This is a genomic window from Actinospica robiniae DSM 44927, assembly GCF_000504285.1.
GTDB classification, from domain to species: Bacteria; Actinomycetota; Actinomycetes; order Streptomycetales; family Catenulisporaceae; genus Actinospica; species Actinospica robiniae.
This window is the reverse complement of sequence record NZ_KI632511.1, coordinates 2,095,699-2,112,991: the sequence shown is the minus strand read 5'-3', so window position 1 is coordinate 2,112,991 and position 17,293 is coordinate 2,095,699. Positions and strand designations below refer to the sequence as shown.

The following is a 17,293-nucleotide window of genomic DNA, read 5'->3' as shown; positions in this document are numbered from 1 at the left end:
AGCCGCATCATCATAGTAGTTGCAAGTCCTTCGCAAGAGCGGGAAGGGTGCAATGACGGGATCCGGGGACGCGACGAGGGCGCCCGGCAGCCTCCCGAGCGCCCTGGTGGCCCCGCCGGTACCTGCCCTGACTGCCGACTGCATGTGGCAACGACTGCATGCGGCAAGGGGTGGCCGAGGCAGTCGGAGCGGCATGACGCAGTGCGGGCTGTTCGTCAGTGATCGTGACTCATGACTCCGGTCCCGGGTGCCAAGCCCCGAGGATGTCAACGTCTTTCACACCTGGTTACGCTTTGGGCCCGGCCTGCTCGATGACCTCGAAGGACCAGATCTGTGAGGCATGCGCGGCCGGGCGCGGCGGCTGGCCGTCCTGCTCGCGGCCGGCGTGGCCGCGGGCGAAGTCCTGGGAAGCGTGCCAGTTCTGGAAGTCCTGCTCGCTGCGCCAGCGCGTGTAGACCAGGTACTGGTCGGTGCCCTCGACCGGGCGCAGCAGCTCGAACCACTCGAAGCCGTCGCTCGCCTCCACGGCTCCGGCCCGCCCGGCGAAGCGCTGCTCCAGGGTCGCGCGGGCTTCCGGGCTCACCGACAGCACGTTGATCTTGACGACGGACATGAAGGAACTCCTCGGATCGCTGCGGCGGCGCTGTCACGCGGCCGATTCGGCCAGCTCAGCATAGCTGCGGCAGTGCCGGTAACCGCTCAAGGCCGGTGCGGGTCACCGCTCGCCGTGGCGGACACGGTAGTGGTCCTCGGCCATCGCGTCGCACAGGGCGCACTGCGGCGCGCTCCGCGGCGCGGGAGCGTCACCCGATCTCACTGGCTTTCCGCAGATGCACTCGGCGTCGTGCGGCGCCAGCAGCTCGATCTCGAACGCGGGGTAACACAGGAAGCAGATGATATGCCGATAGTTGTCGCCGATCGTGTCCCGTTCGGGCGCGCCGCGCTGGTCCGGCCGTCGCCCGATCGTCGTCTGGTCCTCGGTGGCCTTCAGGGTCCGCACCGCCCTCCTGAACGAGCAAGTGTTCCGGTGCTCGGCGGGTTGCCGGGTTGAGTACGGCTAAACCGTCCGCTGGATCGGGCGGGATCCGGGCGCTCAAAGCGGTACAGATCTCGGTGCCCGCCACGGAAGACCTACATGCCCGTAGATTTGCCTCGACGGCGGGCTGAGAACGAGGGGATTCGAATCATGGTCAAGGTGCTGCTTGTTCTGCTCTGCCTCGTATTGCCGTGGCTCGCTGTTCTGATCAAGGACGGGCCGAGTCTGAAGGTGCTCTGGACCTTCCTGCTCCAGCTGTGCGGCCACCTTCCCGGCGTGATCTACGGCATTTATCGGGTCGTCAAGGACTGATTCCGGCGGCGCCGTGCGGGCTGCGGGCCATCATGGGGTCATGGATGACGTCGGCAAGACCTCGTGGACGATCCGGCATTTCTCCCAAGCCAACCCGAGCGGCGCCGCCCAAGGGGACGTCGCGGCGTTGCTCCGGCGGGTCGCTGACTCACTGGATCGGCTCGGCGCGATCGAGGTGATGGACCTGGTGCTGCACACCGAGGTGACCGAGGACGGGACGTGGCCGTCGCTCACGGTCTACTTCCACAGCTCAGCGGGCGAATGACTCGGCGTAGGCCGCGAACGCGTAGCTGGTCTCGAGGCTGCCGGGCCGCGGCGGCTCGGCCGGCACCCAGCCGAGCGCCCGGTCCTCGATGACCTGCGTGAGCAGCGGGCGCCACGTCTGGTCGAGGTGTTCCCGGGCCCACTCCAGCGCGCCGCGTTTGGAGGCGACCCGCCCGGTGCGCAGGGTGTAGAGGACCCGGCAGTACTCGGTGACGGTGTAGCGCTGGGTCCAGGCCATCTCGAAGCGCGCCCACGTGCGCAGACCCGCCATCACCTTGGGCAGCGCCGTACGCATCGACTCGCGCATGGCCTCGGGATCGACCGCGTCGACGAGGTCGGTGATCGGCGGCCCGGCGAGGGTGATGCCGTGATGGTGCAGGATCCAGCGGGTGTGCAGGGTATTGCAGTGGGTGTCCCAGACCAGGTCGCGGGAACCGTGGTTGCTGAACAGCCACGGCGTGCCGAGCCCGGCGGCGCTGCGCAATGACGTGGTATCTGCGTACGAACCCTCCAGGTCCTTCGGCCAGTGGCCCGGACGCGTCGGAATCTCGTCGTGCAGCCGGCGCAACTGCGCCTCGGCCGTGCCGGAGGGCAGGACGTTGGTCGCGATGATGAAGTCGCAGTCGCTCAGCAGGTCGGCGGCGCCCAGAGCGAAGGAGCCCTGGAGATAGGCGCCGACGAAAGTCCGGCCGAGGATTTCGCGCGCTGACCCGATGAGGTCGGCGAGGAGGGCGTCGAGGTCTTCGAAGGGAGTGAACATGCTGATATCTCCGTACCCGTGGATGAGTTAGGGGCTCACGGGCGCGGCGAACGGGAAGGGATTGTCGCCGCGCTCAGGCGCGGCGCATCCGCGTGGCGGCGAAGCAGCAGCAGGTCACGAGCGGACGTTAGCTGGCTGGGACGGCCGGGCTCAAGCCGATGCCGCCCGCCGCAGGTGTTCGACGGCCAGCCGGGCGGCGGCACCGATCGCTCGTGCGGCGGCGTCAGGGTCGGTGTCGGCGGCGGGATCGGGATCGAGTGCCCGGGTGAAGGCGGCTACGGCGTATCGCTGCCCGTCCGGGTAGGTCACCACGCCGACGTCGTTGCTGATCGCGGGAGCGGTTCCCGACTTGGCAGCGACCGACGTGCCGGCGCCGAACCCGGTTGCGATCTTCCGGGTCAGCCATTGCTTTCCCATCATCACCCGCACCTGCGCGCACGCCGCCGCCGGACCCGCCTCGTCACGCCAGATCATGCCGGTTAGCCGCGCCATGTCGCCCGCGGTGGTGTAGGGCACCAGGTGGGGCAGCGCGAAGGCCTCGCGAAACGCGCGGCGCATCACCTCAGCACGGGTGGGTGGCGCGGCGGCCAACGCACGGGCGTGCTCGGCCCAGTCGGCGAACCCGAGGCTGCGGCCGATGGCGTCGAAGTGCTCGTGGATCGTGCAAGTGAAGTCAGTCTGCTTCAGACCGAGCGCCGCCAAGCGGGCACCGACGCGCTCCGGACCTAATCGCCGGATCACCGCGTCGGTCGCGGTGTTGTCGCTGATGGTCAGCATCAGCACGGCAAGGTCGCGCAGCGAGATCTCCACCGGATACTCGAAAAGGCACAGCCCCTGGCCGCCAGGTGTGCAGTCGTCCGGCGAGAGCCGCATCGATTCGGTCAGTTCCAACTCGCCGGCTGCACCCTGGCAGGCCAACTCCAGGCCGACCGCGATCTTGAAGGTCGAGGCGGCGTACGCCTCCTCACCGGCCCGGACATCGACCCGGCCCGCGCCGTCGATCTCCGCCACGCTGAGTGTGCCCTGATAGCCGGCTTCGATGAACAGCGCCTCCACTTCGTCCTCGATCACACCTCTGACTCTCGCATCCGTGAGGCGATCGTGCATTGCGGTTCGCTGACGGCAGAAAACTGGCGCCCGTCCTCGCGAAAATAGGGCAGATGATGCGATGTGATCATTTTAACTCAAGGAAGCTGGCGCGGATGTGGTCGAGATAGGCATCAGGGTCGGTGAAGGCGGCGTCCTGTGCGCCGCGGCGGTGCACGGTGACGCGGGCATCCGGGTAGAGCCGGAGTGTGGTGGTCGCTGCGCGCGGAGTCGGGTCGGAACCCGTCTCCAGCTCGGCGCCCGGCAGCCGATCGGCCGGCAACACCGCGACGGAGTGCGGGAACATGGCGCGGGCCTGCGCGGCAGTCGCAGCCGGTGCGCTGCCGGTGCGGTTGGCGCTGGAGACGTACAGGACGCTGTGGTCCTCGAGACTGTGATCCTCAAGTACAGGCAGCAGCGGCGGCCAGCGCGTGCCGAACAGCATGGCCCACGACTCGCGAGCCGCCGGCGCGAGCCAGTCCGGTCCGCTCGCACCGTTGCGCAGCGGAACCAGGAGCGTCACGCGCTGCTCGGTCAGCAGCCGCTGCGCGACGGCGCGCAGGGCCTCATCGAGGTCGAGCACGTCCTCGAGCGCTGCGAAGGTGCCCGGGTCGTGCGCCCACAGTGCCACGGCCTGGCCCTCGGGCCGACCCTTGGCCCGGTTCACGCCTTGTGCGTCAGTGGCGGCGACCACGCAGGTCAGCGGTGCCGGATTGGGAAGTACCACGGCCTGCCCGCGTCGCAGCGCTGCTCTTGCCTCGTCCACGCCGACCAAGCCCTCGGCCTTGCTCTCGGATGTCCTGCCACTCGGCTGAGTCACTGTTCTCCCGTTCAAGGTGCCTGCGGTGCTGATCCGTCTTAGGTTAGGGATTCACTCTCGTCCGTTGTCGGCGCCTTGGCTGGTGTCCTGCCAGCTTCGGCCGTTAGTACTACAGGATGTACTCGACGACTGCAGCCAGGCGTGACGGAGTTCAGGGGAGGGTCGACTATGAGTAGACGGCGGTACGTCGCCAGAGGCGTGCCAGGCGGCTACCGGATCTGGGACAACCGCGCAAACCGATGGTGGGGCGACCTCTACGAGCTGTGTCCCGACGACCTGGTGAACGCGCTCAACGGCGGAGTGAGCCACGCTGAACTCACCGAAGCAGTGAAGCGCGCCAGGGGTCTGAGGCGCTGAAGTGCCTGACGCGCCTCGACCAGGCCGGAGCGCAGATCGTGCGTGGCCCGCAGGAGGTCCCCACCGGCCGGAATCTGACCGCCAAGCTTCCCGGCGACGTGCAGATCGAATACGTCGAATGGAACGAAGCGCAGTGGGAGCGCGCGGGAGGCAAGCCGGTCTGACTTGGACAGGCCATCTGCGAGTCGCCATGCACCTATGCGGTAGAAGACTACGATCAACCTGGCAGAACCCTGGTCGTCGCCACCGATCAGCCCCACTCGAGCAACTGGTTCGGACGGCCGGCTCAGCCCGTACTCCCCGCGGATGTGGCGCGTACGATCCGGCAGGCGAGGGAACTCGGATGGGACCCGGCCGGCCACGGCTCACCCTTCCTACTCGACCAGTCAGCCGGCTTCAAATAGCCCCTGCTCGTCTGCGCCGCGCGACGAGCGCGAACATGTTCGGCAGCCGTCCTCCCCAAGCCGCCGCCGCGACACCGTCCGGCCGCCAGAAGGGCTCGGCGAACTCCGCCACGTACTGCAGCTCCAGGTCGGCGGAGAGCACCGCGTTGATGACCTCTGCCAGCGTGGCCTGGTACTCCACCGCTCCGTGCGCGGGAAACGTGTCGTTGACGTGTGAGCGTTCGAAGTAGCCGCGGTCGGCTCGGATCCGGGGCTCGTCCTCGTCCCAGGTCCACAGCGGCACCGCCGGATGGGACTCGTAGACGAACAGGTGCCCTTCGGGTCGCAGCAGGCGGGCGACGTCGGCAGCCCACGCCCGCAGGTCCGGCAGCCAGATCAGCGCCCCCTTGCCCGTGTAGACGAGGTCCGCGCACGCATCGTGCAGCGGTGCGCCCGGCAGCTCGGCGACCACGTAGCGGCAGGGCGCCCCCAACTCGTCCGCGCGCCGTTGCGCCGCTGTCGCGGCGACCTGGCTGAAGTCCACTCCGACGACCGAGCGCGCGCCGGCGTCGACCAGCGCGATGTCGTCCAGGCCGTGGCCGCTTTGCAGATGCACGACCTCTGGTGAGTGCGCCAGGATGGGGCGCAGCAGGTCCAGTTCCTGGGCGAACAAGGAGCACTCGTTTCTGGCCCGGGCCAGCAGCTCCTGGTATTCGCGGACGTGCTTCTCCGACGCCGCCTCCCACGCGCTCCGATTCCCGTTCAGCTTGCTGCTGGGCGTCATGCGCCTATCGTTCCGCCTTGCCCTGACCATGTCCACGCGGTTTCCGACCGCGATGAACCGACGACCGGAACCCGCTCTGCCGGAGACCTCAAAGCGCTGAGTCCGGTAACGCCGGCGCCGCGAGATCAGCGAGACTGTCGGGGTGAACCCGGCCTGGCTCGACCTTCCCGTCCGCGACGCTGTTCCCGAACTCCGGCGTGCCTTGGTTCAGCGCGGGACTGCTGTGCTGGCCGCGCCGCCAGGAACTGGGAAGACGACGCTGGTTCCGCTGGCCTTGGCCGGCCTGGTGTCCGAGGCCGACCCAGATGCGGGAACGGCCGGGCCCCGCCGGGTGCTGGTGGCCGAGCCGCGTCGGCTCGCGGCGCGGGCCGCGGCGCGGCGGATGGCCTGGCTGCTGGGTGAACCGGTGGGGGAGCGGGTCGGCTTCACGGTGCGCGGCGAGCGCAAGGCCGGGCCGCGCACGGTGGTCGAGGTGGTCACCACCGGCGTGTTGCTGCAACGGCTACAGCGCGACCAGGAACTGGCGGGCGTCGACACCGTCATCTTGGACGAGTGCCATGAACGGCACCTGGATGCCGACACCGCGCTTGCCTTCCTCCTCGACGTCCGGGCCACCCTGCGCCCCGACCTGCACGTGCTCTGCGCTTCGGCGACCTCCGACACCGCCGCCTGGGCCCAACTCCTGGGCGGAGACGGCCAGGTCCCCGCGCCCGTCGTGGAAGCCACGGGCATCCAGCACCCGGTGGAGGTGGTCTGGTCGCCGCCGTCCCGGCCGGTGTGTGCGCCGCAAGGGCTGCGCGTGGACCCGGTGCTGCTGGAGCATGTGGCCGCGACCGTGCAGCGCGCGCTGCGCGAACGCGACGGGGACGTGCTGTGCTTCCTGCCCGGCGCGGGTGAGATCGCTCGGGTGGCCGGGATGCTGGCCGGGCTGAGTGAGAGGGTGGATGTGCTGCAGTTGCACGGGCGGGCCGCCTCCGCCGTCCAGGAGGCGGCGCTGATCATCGGTGCCCGTCGGCGGGTGGTGCTCTCCACCTCCGTCGCCGAGTCCTCGCTGACCGTGCCGGGGGTGCGCAGCGTCGTGGACTGCGGTCTGGCGAGGGAACCGCGCACCGACCACTCCCGCGGCCTGGCGACCTTGGTCACCGTCCGGGCGTCACTGGCCACCGGACGCCAGCGGGCGGGGCGCGCCGGACGCGAGGCCCCCGGAGTGGTCTACCGCTGTTGGGCGGAATTCGAGGACGCCCGGGCCAGAGCCATGCCGACGCCCGAGATCATGCAGGCCGACCTCACGTCCTTCGCGCTCCAGGTCGCCTGCTGGGGTGCGCCTGGCGCGCGCGGCCTCGCTCTTCCCGATGCCCCGCCGGACGGCGCGATGGCCGCCGCCCGAGATGTGCTGATCGCCTTGGGCGCGGTCGACGCCGAGGGCCGCGCCACGGGGCGGGGTGTGGGTATCGCTCGCACCGGCCTGCACCCGCGGCTCGGCCGAGCCCTGCTGGACGGTGCCCCGCAGGTCGGATCCCGACAGGCTGCCGAACTGGTGGCGCTGTTGTCCGAGGAGGCCCCGCGTGCACTGGGCGACGACCTGGCCGCTGTCCACCGCGCTGCCGCCGCCGGCCGCGACCCGTACGCTGCACGCTGGCGCGACGAGGTCCGCCGACTGGTGGGCCACGTCGAGTCCGCGGGCAACACTCGCTCGGCAGTCAGCGAAGCCGCGGCGGGCGGTCTGATCGTCGGGCTCGCCTTCCCCGAACGCATCGCACGGGCGCGCGCAGGTGCGGCTGGGTCTGCGGGTGCGAGTTCGGGTTCGGCGAAGCCCGAATTAGGCGCACGCGTCTCCTACCTGATGGCCTCGGGCACAGCTGCCGACACGGCGCCCGGCTCCGCCCTGAGCGGCGCGGAGTGGATCGCCGTCGCGGTCGCCGACCGTCCGGCCGGGTCCCCGGCCGCCCGGGTCCAGTTGGCCGCCGTCCTGGACGAGGCCACCGCAAAGCGTTGCGCCACGCCCCTGCTGACTGACCGTGAGGAAGTCCGCTGGGCCACTCCGGCCGGCTCGCGCCGGGGCGATGTCGCGGCAAGAAGGGTGCAGACCTTGGGCGCGATCGAGCTCACCACCAAGCCCCTCGCCGCCCCCGCCCCCGCCCGTCTGCGTGCCGCCCTGCTGGAAGGCCTGACCGCCGAGACCGTCAGCGAACTGCTCACCTGGTCTGCCGAGGCCACCGCACTGCGTCAGCGCCTGGCTTTCCTCCACCGCGCTCTCGGCCAGCCCTGGCCCGAGGTCGACGACCACGCCCTGCTGGCCGAGGCCGACCAGTGGCTGGAGCCCGAGCTCTCCCGCGCCCGCCGCCGCGCCGACCTCGAACGCATCCCCACCGCGACCGCCCTGGCCCGACTGCTGCCCTGGGCCGGCGGCGCCGCGGGCCGCTTGGACGAACTCGCCCCCGAACGCATCACCGTCCCCAGTGGCAGCCGAATCCGCGTCGACTACTCCGCCGACCACCCCGTCCTCGCCGTCAAAATCCAAGAGCTCTTCGGCTGGGACGCAGCCCCGCAACTGGCCGACGGCCGAGTCACCCTGACGATCCACCTGCTCTCTCCCGCAGGGCGCCCCGCCGCCGTCACCAGCGACCTGGCCTCCTTCTGGCGCGACGGCTACCGCGCCGTCCGCGCCGACCTACGCGGGCGCTACCCCCGCCACCCCTGGCCCGAGGACCCGACCGCCGCCGAACCGACCCGGCGTGTCAATCAACGTAAATAAGCACACGTCGCATCGGCGGCTTCTGGCCCGACTATCCCGCCACCCGCGCATCCGGTGCCACGCCCAGAAGATCCTCGAAGAGCGCTGACGCAGCGGTCAAGCAGCGCTCGCCCTCCTCGGCGCGTCCGCCGCGTGACAATGCCTTGCCGAGGAGTTCGAGCGCCCTCGCTTCGCTGTACCGCGCGTCGCAGGCTCGGGCGAACGCCAGCGCTCGGTTCGCGAGCTCGATTGCTTCCTGGTGCGAGCCGCGGGCGGAGTTCGCGGCGCTGAGCATGTACAGCGCCATCGCGACCACCGGGCCGTCGCCACCCTCCTCGGCCAGCGTGAGTCCGCGGCTGAGATGCGCAACGGCCCGATCGAGTTGCCCGACGGCGAAGTATTGCTGGCCGAGGTAGTTGAAGGCGACGGCGGCGCAGGCGGCCAGACCCAGACCTTCGTAGGCGTCGGAGGAACGGTGGTGATGCTCGACGGCCCGGCCGAAATCGCCGTTCCGGGCATGCAGGATTCCGAAGGCCAGGTCACACGCGGCGAGGCCAGGCTCGTCGGCCGCCTCAGTCCCCAGCAACGCCGCGAGCTCGAACTGCGACCGCGCGGCCGGAAGGTCGTTGTCGAACAACGCGGCCCAGCCGACGAATCGGCGCGCGGTGCCTTCGGCCTCCACGTCCCGATCTCTCTGGGCCGCCGACAGCATGGCCCTTCCGCACCGGTCCACCTCCGACCGCAGTCCCGCGGCGAGGAACGCGCGAAGTACGGGCTCGAACATCCGCGCGACCCACACGGCGGGGACATCAGGGTCCAGAGCCGCCTGGAGCGCGTACGCGAGGAGCTCGAGGCGGTGTGCGACCGCCCAGTTCGGGCTCTGCGTCAGGGAAGGGACCGGACGGTTCGGCGGTGTCGCGGCATCGGCGCCGAACACCTGTCGAATGCGGGCGATCGGCAGGTGGGCCTGAATCCTGGCATCCAGCAGGTCCAGTGCCCGCGAGAACGCCTCGGCGCGCGTCAGCCGGGTATCAGTGGCCTGGGCAACTTCGCGCACGTAGAGCCGGGTCAGATCATGGAACGCGTACCGGTCCGGTCTCGGTGCCGAGAGCAGGCAGGCGTCCACCAGCTTCTCGACGGTCTGCCCCGCCGTGCGTTCGTCCTGGCCGAGGATCGCCGCGGACATGCCGAGGTCGAGGACGGGCGCGTCCGGGATCGATAGGAGACGCAGTGCGTTCGCCTGCGCCGGGTCGAGGCAGGCGAGGCTGTGCTCAAGGCTGGCGCGGACACCGACGTCGTCGACGTGTAGCTCGTCGAGCCGATGCCGATCGTCTGCGAGCAGCTGCGCGAGGTGGGAGAGCGGCCACATCGGACGTGCGGCGAGGCGAGCGCCCGCGATACGCACGGCCAGCGGGAGCCTTCCGCAGGACTCGACGATCGCCTCGGCGGCCGTCTGCTCGCGCTCGACTCGCTCGGTGCCCACGATCGCCGCCAAGAGACCCATGGCTTCTTCCCAGGGCAGCTCGCCGAGCTCGATGCACCGTGCGCCGGCCAGGCCGGACAGGTGTGATCGGCTGGTGATCAGCGCCGCGCCGCCCGGCGCGGGCAGCAGGGGGCGTACTTGGGCGCTGGATCGGGCGTCGTCGAGGAGGATCAGTACGCCGCGTGCGGCGGTGAGGGAGCGCAGCAGCGCGGCACGTCCGTCGAGATCGTCGGGGACGGCTCTGCCCTCGACGCCCAAGGCGTGCAGGAACGAGGTGAGCACCGAGGCTGGTTCCTCGGGGGAGGGCGAACTGCCACGCAGGTCGGCGTACAGCGCGCCGCCTGCGTACCCGGGCATCGCCCCGTGCCCGACGAGGAGGGCGAGCGAGCTCTTCCCGACGCCGCCCGGGCCGGAGATGACGGCGATGCGCGCGGACGAGGGCGAACGGCCGAGGCCCGCCTCGCGATCTTCCCGAGGCCGCAGGAGATCCACCAGCTCCGACGCTTCGCGCGCGCGTCCGACGAAGTCCGGGATCAGGGCGGGCAACTGCGCCGGAGTCGGTGCCCTGACAGCGGGTGACGGCGCGTACGAGTCGGTGGTGAGCACCGTCTGGTGGGCGTCTCGGAGATGGCTGCCGGGTTCGACGCCGAGCTCAGTGACTAACAGTGTTCTGACTCGATGGAAGGTCTCCAGCGCTTCAGCCGTGCGCCCGGTCGCGTGCAGAGCGAGCATCAGCTGCGCGTATCCCCGTTCCCGCAGGGGATTTTCGCTGATCAGGGTCTGCAGGACGGCGATCACCCGATCAGGCCGGCCCAGCTGCAACTCGGTCTCGGCCCACAGTTCGATCGCTCGATTGCGCAGTTCGACGAGCCGTGCCGCCTCCTGCGCGAGCCAGCCCTCGGCCTCCAGCTCACCCATCGGCTCGCCCCGCCACAGCCCGAGCGCGGACTCGGAGTGCGCGCTCGCCTGCAGCCAGCGCCGCTCGGCCGCCGCGGTGTCCGCGTCGCCGGTCAGCGTCACGAACTGGTCCACGTCGAGTTCGCCGGGAGCGACCTCGATCAGGTAGCCGGCCCTGCTGCTGTGAATCCGCTCGCCGGCATGCGCACCCAGGCTGCGGCGCAAGCGAAGCACGTGCGAGTGGACGGTGCTGCGGGCCCCGGCCGAGGAGCCGTGCGGCCAGAGCGTCTCGACGAGAACGTCGATGGAGACCACGGAATTCGCGCGCAGCAGCAACGCGGCGAAGACAGTACCCTGCTTGCCCGTCGGCACTCGCCGTGCGGCGCCGTCCTCCACCACTTGCAGAGGCCCGAGCATGCCGAACTCGAGGACGGTCATGGTTCTCCAAGCCCCCGCGTTGCTGCTCTCCCGACGGTGGAACCGGCGCGAGCGTAACACGGCCGAACTCTGTCATGCCGCCTCCACCGCTCGCCGTAGCGTCGATCGGGCCCGCGAAGTCCTACCCCGCAGCCTCTATGCAGCGTGACCGAGCGTGGACGACCGCGATGAGGCGCGGGTCCGTCTGCGGATCGGCAGTACCTTGATTCCCGGCTTGCTCGGCCGCGGCCGACCAGGCGATTTCGGGCGTCGCGGTCGTCTGATCGCACCCAGCCCTGCAACCGCTCGTTCGGCCGTCGGCCGGGCGACGTCCGGCAGGCTGAAGCCGTAGCACTGCACGCAAGGCCGGCTCGGCTCGGCCTGAGCGGATGGGCCGGAGAAGGTCGAAGACGCGCCGCTCCCGCTAGAACAAGCCGCAACCGCGGCCAGCGCGAAGGCGCCGCCTGCGCTCGCCGCTCGCCGGACCAATCGTGACATGGGCTTCCCGATCATGGAATCGCTCTTCCGAACGTGGTGTGAGGACTCGGCCGAGCGGGGGGTCCCCTCCACATCCCGACCCGACCTGACACCGAGTCTCGCGAGTAGCGCTCCAACCCGGCTCCAAGCCGGTTGCAGCGCGCCGGCAACGCTCGAGAAAAGGTACGTTGCGGCACAACGGAAAATCGGTGGTGCCGGAAGTCAGGCAGCCCCTAGCGTGTGCCGGTGCATGTCGTGATGGTGGGTGGGGCGCCTGGTGTCGGCAAGTCGAGCGCGGCTCGGCGCCTGATGGGGCTGGCGGTGCGCTGCCCGCAGCTCGTTCAGTGGCTCGATGTCGACTACCTCTGGCTGCACCAGCCGTGGCGCGTCGACGAGCGGACGACCGCCATGGTGGAGGCGAATATCCGTGCCGTGGCAGATCATGCGGCGCAGGCCGGAGTCGACGTCCTAATGATCACCTGGGTGTTCCAGTCCGCTGAGATGCATCGTCTCGTCGAAGGGCTGCTGCCGCCGACCGCGACCCGTGCGTCGATCCAGCTGCACGCCGGCCGCGAGACGTGGGCCCGGCGCTTCGAGGGGGATCCCGAACGGTCCGGCATCAACGAGTACTACCAGGGCCGATACGCCTCCGCGCAGGCGACCCCGGCCGACCACGTCATCGAGACCGACGGCCTGACCCCGCTCGAGGTCGCCCATCGAATCGCCGAGATCATCGCGCCTGGCGTTATCGCGTAACGCAGTGGGCTGACGGCGGGCGCGTCTGAGTTCTTACGGGCGCAGCGTTTCGCCTTGCGGGTCGTAGCAGGCCAAGTCGTAGCTCATGAGCACATGATTTCATCTGTAGACGGGGGTGCGACGCCATGTCGGCGTCAGGGCTGCGTCCAGTTCTGGTTGGCGCCGGCGTCGCAGTCCCAGATCTCGAGTTGGGTGCCGGGTGTGGTGCTGTAGCCGGGGTCGTCGAGGCATTGCCGGACTGGGGGTTGAGCCAGGCGCCGTCGGCTTGGCGCTGCCAGGTCTGGGCGCCGGTGTTGTTGCAGGTGTAGAGCTGGACGAGGGTGCCGTCGGCGGATGCGCCGGAGGCGACGTCGAGGCACTTGCCGAGGGCTTGCAGGGTCTGGTTGGTCTCGGCGGTCCACTGCTGTGCGCCGGTGCCGTTGCAGGTGTAGACGTCGACCTTCGTGCCGTCGGCCGTGTTCGAGCCGGCGACGTCGACGCAGAGGCCGTCGTACCCGCTGATGGTCCCGGTCGCGCCGGTCGAGGTCGGCAGGTCGAGGGCGGCATTGAACGCGTCGGAGGCGGACTGCTGGTCGGGGTAGTTGAGATTGTCGAGCGGTCCGGCCCACTGGAGGCCTGACTGGCCGTCGCCGTCGGTGTCCTTGGCGAGCACGGACGATGTCTGGGCATTGAGGAACTGGTTGTACGCGGAAGTGTTGGCGGTGCGCGCGAACTCGGCGAGGTCGCGGACGAACACGCCCTTGAAGCTGTAGCCGTCGTTGGCGCAGCCGTTAGGTTCGCAGGGGTCGACCAGGATGCCGCTGCTGGTCAGATGAGCGGTGGCGGCGGTGGCGATCGCGTTGGCGGTGGTGAGCAGCGAGGCGCTGGGCGCAGCGAGGTTCAGCTGGCTCAGGCCGGCCAGGATGACGCCCTGGTTGTAGGTGAACGTGGTGGCGCCGTTGTTCTTGCAGGTGGACAGGTTGAGTCCGTCATTGACGAGGTTCTGCGAGTTGATCATTCCGGTCCCGGAGAACCAGGTCCATTCCTGCTGTGCCCTGGTGAGGTACGTGCTGTCACTCGGTATGGAGTTGTGCAGGGCGGCGTTGAGTTCGAGGAAGAGCTCGTTGGCGATGGCGGTCTTGGCCGTCTTCGCGGTCGACCACCACACGCCGCCGCCACACGTGCCGGTGTCCCAGTACTGGTCCATGTAGTTCGCGTCGTACTCGGCGGTCTGCAGGTACGCGGAGTCTCCGGTGTACTGGTACGCGCGCAGCCAGGCCAGGCCCCACCATCCGGTGTCGTCGATGTAGGCGTCGGTGAAGCTCGCGCCGCCGTTGTCCTGGTAGATCAAGCCGATCGCGTACTCGTAGGTGGAGTCGCCGGTCAGCTGCATGTAGTCGATCAGGTCGGTCAGCGCGTTGGCGTCCTGCCAGCCCGGACCGCCGGACCACGAGCCGCTGGCCGGGTTGAAGTACTGCATCAGGGCCGTGATCGACGCGGCCTGCGCGTTGCCGGCGTGTGTGGTGGTGCGCAGCCAGGGTGTGCAGGCGATGTCGGTGCGGTTGCCCGCTTTCCCGCACGCGCGGATGGCGCCGACGCCGTGCGCGGAGGGGTTGTCGACGTTGTACATCAGGGTCCGCCATCCGGTGTCGCCGGTCGGGACGGTGGTGTCGCCGAGCTTGCTGCCCGAAGCCCAAGTCGCCCCGCCGTCGAAGGACCGGTCGAGCCACACTTCGTCGGTGGGTGAGCCGTTGGCGAGGTTCGCCCAGGCCATGTCGTCGGCATCGTCGAAGTGCAGGGTGATGGCCCGGCTCCACACGCCGGCGGTCGCACCCAGCCGGTCGCCGGGGGAGAGGGCCGGATCGCGGGCGTCGCAGTAGACGTTGCAGACGGTGGTGTTCGCGTCGGGCCGGACCGAGGCGGAGGAGGAGGCGAGGGCGGGGGAGGCCGCGTGCGCCGGTGCGGCGGATGCGACGACGGCCAGGCTCGAAAGCAGTGCTGCGGCGCCGATTCCGCTTATCAGGCGGCGTAAGTACATCTTCTTGGTCCTTTGGGTGGCGGCGCGTAATGGTCTAAACCTCACCGGCTCGCCCTCAGTGAACATCGCGTCTGACGGCACGTCAAGTAAAACAAACATAAAGCGACGTAAGTGATCGTGTGCCGGTCGACGCGGGGGCGGCACGGGGTGGCACGCCACGGATAGACACGCACAAACTCTTGACAACGCTGTCATTTGCTGCGTCAATCTCCACAGCTTCGAACATTTTCTCCCACTCATGGTCTACCCACGCCCGGTGCGTCGGCGCGCCCTGTCGGGTACCGGGCTGAGCAGCTCGACACGTGAAGGAAGCAAGCCATGGCTTCAGTTCACCGGCGACGGCTCGTCTCGCGGTCCGCGATCGCCGTCCTCGCGCTCCTCAGTTCCCTGCTTTACGGCCTCGCCGCCGCGCCCGCGCATGCCGCCGCCGGCACCACCGTCGCCGTCAACGGCGCGAGTGCCGGGCGGACTTTCGACGGCATCGGCGCGATCAGCGGAGGCGGCGGGAACTCGCGGCTCCTGATCGACTATCCGGCCGCGCAGCAGTCGCAGATCCTTGACTACCTGTTCAAACCCGACTACGGCGCGGACCTGCAGATCCTGAAGGTGGAGATCGGCGGGGACGCCAACTCCACCGACGGCGCGGAGCCGTCGATCGAGCACACCGCGGGCAGCGTCCAGTGCAACACCGGCTACGAGTTCTGGCTGATGGAGCAGGCCAAGGCCCGCAACTCGAACATCAAGCTCTACGGTCTCGCCTGGGCCGCGCCGGGCTGGATCGGCGGGGGGAACTTCTGGTCCACCGATATGATCAACTACCTGATCTCCTGGCTCGGATGCGCCAAGGCGGACGGCCTGACGATCGACTATCTCGGCGGCTGGAACGAGCGCGGCTACAACGTCTCCTGGTACGAGCAGCTGCGCACCTCGCTCAACAACGCCGGCTACGGCTCGACCGAGATCGTCGGCGCCGACAGCGACTGGTCGGTGGCCAACGACGTGGCGAGCAATTCGGCCTTCGCCAACGCCGTGCAGATCATCGGCACGCACTACCCCTGCCAGGGCGGTGACGGCGGCAACGCGGACACGTGTCCCGCCAACGCCACCGCCGAGAGCACCGGAAAGCCCCTGTGGGCCAGCGAAAACGGGTCGCAGGACATGAACTCCGGCGCCCCCGCGCTGATCCGCTCGATCACTCGCGGGTATACGGACGCGGAGATGACGGCGTACATCAACTGGCCGCTGATCGCCGCGCTCACCCCGAACCTGCCGTACCCGACCGACGGCATGATGACCGCCAGCCAGCCGTGGTCCGGCAACTACAGCGTCGGGGAGTCCACCTGGGCCACCGCCCAGGTCACCCAGTTCACCCAGCCCGGCTGGCAGTTCCTCGACTCCGGCTCCGGCTACCTCGGCGGCAACGAGCAGAACGGCAGCTACGTCTCGCTCAAGTCGACCAACGGCAGCGACTACTCCACGATCATCGAGACCACCACCGCGACTACTGCCCAGAGCGTCACCCTCAACGTCTCCGGCGGGCTGTCCACCGGCACCGTGCACGTGTGGGCCACCGCCGTCAACGCGCCGAGTCCGTCCACCTCGCTGATCCACACCCAGGACCTCACCCCTTCGAACGGCTCGTACTCCCTCACCGTCCAGCCCGGGTACATCTATACCCTGACGACGACCACGGGTCAGGCCAAGGGCACCGCGACCAGCCCCGCCGCCGCGGCCCTCACCCTGCCCTATTCCGACACCTACGAGGCCGACGCCACCGGCAGTGAGCCGAAGTACCTCGAGACCATGCAGGGCGCGTACCAGGTCGAGCCGTGCGCCAACGGCCGCACCGGGCAGTGCGTGCAGCAGACGACTCCGATCAAGCCGATCGAATGGCAGAACGACTCCGACGCCTTCGCGTTGATCGGCGACACGTCCTGGTCCAACTACACCGTCAGCACGGACGTCGACCTCGAACAAGCCGGCACCGCCGAAGTCTTCGGCCGCGCCGACATCCAAGACAGGCCACAGTCGGATCAGGCCGCCTACCTGCTACGCGTCTCCAACACCGGCGCGTGGTCGATCGACCGAAGCGATACCAGCGGCAAGATCACCGCCCTGACCTCCGGTACCGCCACCGCGCTCGGCACCGGCACCTGGCACACCGTCTCCCTGACGATGCAGGGCTCGACCATCAGCGCCACGGTCGACGGCAAGGCCGTCGGCTCGGCCACCGACACCACCTACACCTCCGGCCAGGCCGGCATCGGCGTCGTCGGCTACCAGACCGACCAGTTCGACAACCTCGACATCACTCCCGGAACCGGCGGGATCGGCACCTACACGGCCGGCCCGATCACTTCGGGCCTCGCCGGACTGTGCCTCGACGACGCCAATAACAGCAACGCCAACGGCAACAAGGTCGACATCTACACGTGCAACGGCACCGCCGCGCAGGTGTGGCAGTACTCGAACGGCACGTTGGTGAACAACGGCAGCTGCCTCGACGTCGTCGGTAACACCTCGACGGCCGACGGCACGCTGGTCGACCTGTGGAGCTGCAACGGCGGCGCGAATCAGCAGTGGAACGTCGTCAACGGCACGCTGGTGAATCCGCAGTCCGGCAAGTGCCTCGACGACCCGGCTTCGAGCACGACCGCGGGCACTCAGCTGGAGATCTGGGACTGCAACGGCGGCGCGAATCAGAAGTGGA

General features: G+C 69.3%; 14 protein-coding genes and 1 pseudogene. 7 read left to right on the top strand and 8 right to left on the bottom strand.

What is annotated here, in order from left to right:
* Positions 1–286: 286 nt before the first annotated feature.
* Both ACTRO_RS08875 and ACTRO_RS08870 read right to left on the bottom strand, forming a co-directional pair.
* Complete coding sequence (locus ACTRO_RS08875) at positions 287–613, bottom strand: antibiotic biosynthesis monooxygenase family protein (protein ID WP_034262695.1); 327 nt, start codon at positions 611–613, stop codon at positions 287–289.
* 102 nt (positions 614–715) lie between these two features.
* A complete protein-coding gene (locus tag ACTRO_RS08870) occupies positions 716–1,000 on the bottom strand; it encodes a hypothetical protein (RefSeq protein WP_034262693.1) in 285 nt (94 codons plus the stop codon).
* A gap of 186 nt (positions 1,001–1,186) precedes the next feature.
* Here ACTRO_RS08870 and ACTRO_RS45550 point away from each other — a divergent pair, with 186 nt between their 5' ends.
* Together ACTRO_RS45550 and ACTRO_RS08865 are read left to right on the top strand one after the other, a co-directional pair.
* Positions 1,187–1,348 (top strand): YqaE/Pmp3 family membrane protein, encoded by a 162-nt coding sequence (locus ACTRO_RS45550; protein WP_169739858.1) that lies wholly within the window; start codon positions 1,187–1,189, stop codon positions 1,346–1,348.
* A 40-nt stretch (positions 1,349–1,388) separates the two neighbouring features.
* Positions 1,389–1,613 (top strand): hypothetical protein, encoded by a 225-nt coding sequence (locus ACTRO_RS08865; RefSeq protein ID WP_034262691.1) that lies wholly within the window; start codon positions 1,389–1,391, stop codon positions 1,611–1,613.
* Here the strand turns inward: ACTRO_RS08865 and ACTRO_RS08860 are convergent.
* The 3 genes from ACTRO_RS08860 to ACTRO_RS08850 all read right to left on the bottom strand — a co-directional run bounded on the left by ACTRO_RS08860 (position 1,599) and on the right by ACTRO_RS08850 (position 4,278).
* The gene (locus tag ACTRO_RS08860) at positions 1,599–2,372 is read right to left on the bottom strand and encodes an aminoglycoside adenylyltransferase domain-containing protein (RefSeq protein WP_034262689.1); all 774 of its coding nucleotides are present in this window, start codon (positions 2,370–2,372) and stop codon (positions 1,599–1,601) included. The two genes, ACTRO_RS08865 and ACTRO_RS08860, sit on opposite strands and share 15 nt — an antisense overlap.
* Positions 2,373–2,522: 150 nt before the next feature.
* Complete coding sequence (locus ACTRO_RS08855) at positions 2,523–3,443, bottom strand: serine hydrolase (protein ID WP_034262687.1); 921 nt, start codon at positions 3,441–3,443, stop codon at positions 2,523–2,525.
* Between the two features lie 103 nt (positions 3,444–3,546).
* The gene (locus ACTRO_RS08850) at positions 3,547–4,278 is read right to left on the bottom strand and encodes a hypothetical protein (RefSeq protein ID WP_157435985.1); all 732 of its coding nucleotides are present in this window, start codon (positions 4,276–4,278) and stop codon (positions 3,547–3,549) included.
* Between the two features lie 168 nt (positions 4,279–4,446).
* Between ACTRO_RS08850 and ACTRO_RS45545 the strand changes: the two genes are divergently transcribed.
* Positions 4,447–4,635: a hypothetical protein gene (locus ACTRO_RS45545; RefSeq protein ID WP_084316101.1), complete on the top strand. Its 189-nt coding sequence runs from the start codon at positions 4,447–4,449 to the stop codon at positions 4,633–4,635.
* A 38-nt stretch (positions 4,636–4,673) separates the two neighbouring features.
* Complete coding sequence (locus ACTRO_RS50290) at positions 4,674–4,799, top strand: hypothetical protein (RefSeq protein ID WP_281177847.1); 126 nt, start codon at positions 4,674–4,676, stop codon at positions 4,797–4,799.
* A gap of 232 nt (positions 4,800–5,031) precedes the next feature.
* On the opposite strand, the gene ACTRO_RS08845 is transcribed toward ACTRO_RS50290, so the two are convergent.
* Positions 5,032–5,802 (bottom strand): class I SAM-dependent methyltransferase, encoded by a 771-nt coding sequence (locus ACTRO_RS08845; protein WP_034262686.1) that lies wholly within the window; start codon positions 5,800–5,802, stop codon positions 5,032–5,034.
* 142 nt (positions 5,803–5,944) lie between these two features.
* On the opposite strand from ACTRO_RS08845, the gene hrpB reads away from it, so the two are divergent.
* Positions 5,945–8,557 (top strand): ATP-dependent helicase HrpB, encoded by a 2,613-nt coding sequence (gene hrpB, locus ACTRO_RS08840; protein WP_034262685.1) that lies wholly within the window; start codon positions 5,945–5,947, stop codon positions 8,555–8,557.
* A gap of 31 nt (positions 8,558–8,588) precedes the next feature.
* Here hrpB and ACTRO_RS43070 read toward each other — a convergent pair whose 3' ends face one another.
* Positions 8,589–11,354, bottom strand: a complete 2,766-nt coding sequence (locus tag ACTRO_RS43070) for an AfsR/SARP family transcriptional regulator (RefSeq protein WP_051450539.1) — start codon at positions 11,352–11,354, stop codon at positions 8,589–8,591.
* A gap of 702 nt (positions 11,355–12,056) precedes the next feature.
* On the opposite strand from ACTRO_RS43070, the gene ACTRO_RS08830 reads away from it, so the two are divergent.
* The gene (locus ACTRO_RS08830) at positions 12,057–12,566 is read left to right on the top strand and encodes an AAA family ATPase (RefSeq protein ID WP_157435983.1); all 510 of its coding nucleotides are present in this window, start codon (positions 12,057–12,059) and stop codon (positions 12,564–12,566) included.
* Here ACTRO_RS08830 and ACTRO_RS08825 read toward each other — a convergent pair.
* Positions 12,556–14,583 (bottom strand): glycoside hydrolase family 76 protein, encoded by a 2,028-nt coding sequence (locus ACTRO_RS08825; protein ID WP_063627954.1) that lies wholly within the window; start codon positions 14,581–14,583, stop codon positions 12,556–12,558. The two genes, ACTRO_RS08830 and ACTRO_RS08825, sit on opposite strands and share 11 nt — an antisense overlap.
* Before the next feature lie 318 nt (positions 14,584–14,901).
* Between ACTRO_RS08825 and ACTRO_RS08820 the strand changes: the two are divergent.
* Positions 14,902–17,292 (top strand): annotated as a pseudogene (locus tag ACTRO_RS08820) (ricin-type beta-trefoil lectin domain protein); the annotation flags it as partial.
* Between the last annotated feature and the right edge of the window lies 1 nt (position 17,293).

Bases quoted from the DNA above. Each gene is read 5' to 3' on its own strand.
- ACTRO_RS08875 (WP_034262695.1), bottom strand. From the start codon at position 613: ATGTCCGTCGTCAAGATCAACGTGCTGTCGGTGAGCCCGGAAGCCCGC.
- ACTRO_RS45550 (WP_169739858.1), top strand. From the start codon at position 1,187: ATGGTCAAGGTGCTGCTTGTTCTGCTCTGCCTCGTATTGCCGTGGCTC.
- ACTRO_RS08865 (WP_034262691.1), top strand. From the start codon at position 1,389: ATGGATGACGTCGGCAAGACCTCGTGGACGATCCGGCATTTCTCCCAA.
- ACTRO_RS08860 (WP_034262689.1), bottom strand. From the start codon at position 2,372: ATGTTCACTCCCTTCGAAGACCTCGACGCCCTCCTCGCCGACCTCATC.
- ACTRO_RS45545 (WP_084316101.1), top strand. From the start codon at position 4,447: ATGAGTAGACGGCGGTACGTCGCCAGAGGCGTGCCAGGCGGCTACCGG.
- ACTRO_RS08845 (WP_034262686.1), bottom strand. From the start codon at position 5,802: ATGACGCCCAGCAGCAAGCTGAACGGGAATCGGAGCGCGTGGGAGGCG.
- ACTRO_RS43070 (WP_051450539.1), bottom strand. From the start codon at position 11,354: ATGACCGTCCTCGAGTTCGGCATGCTCGGGCCTCTGCAAGTGGTGGAG.
- ACTRO_RS08825 (WP_063627954.1), bottom strand. From the start codon at position 14,583: ATGTACTTACGCCGCCTGATAAGCGGAATCGGCGCCGCAGCACTGCTT.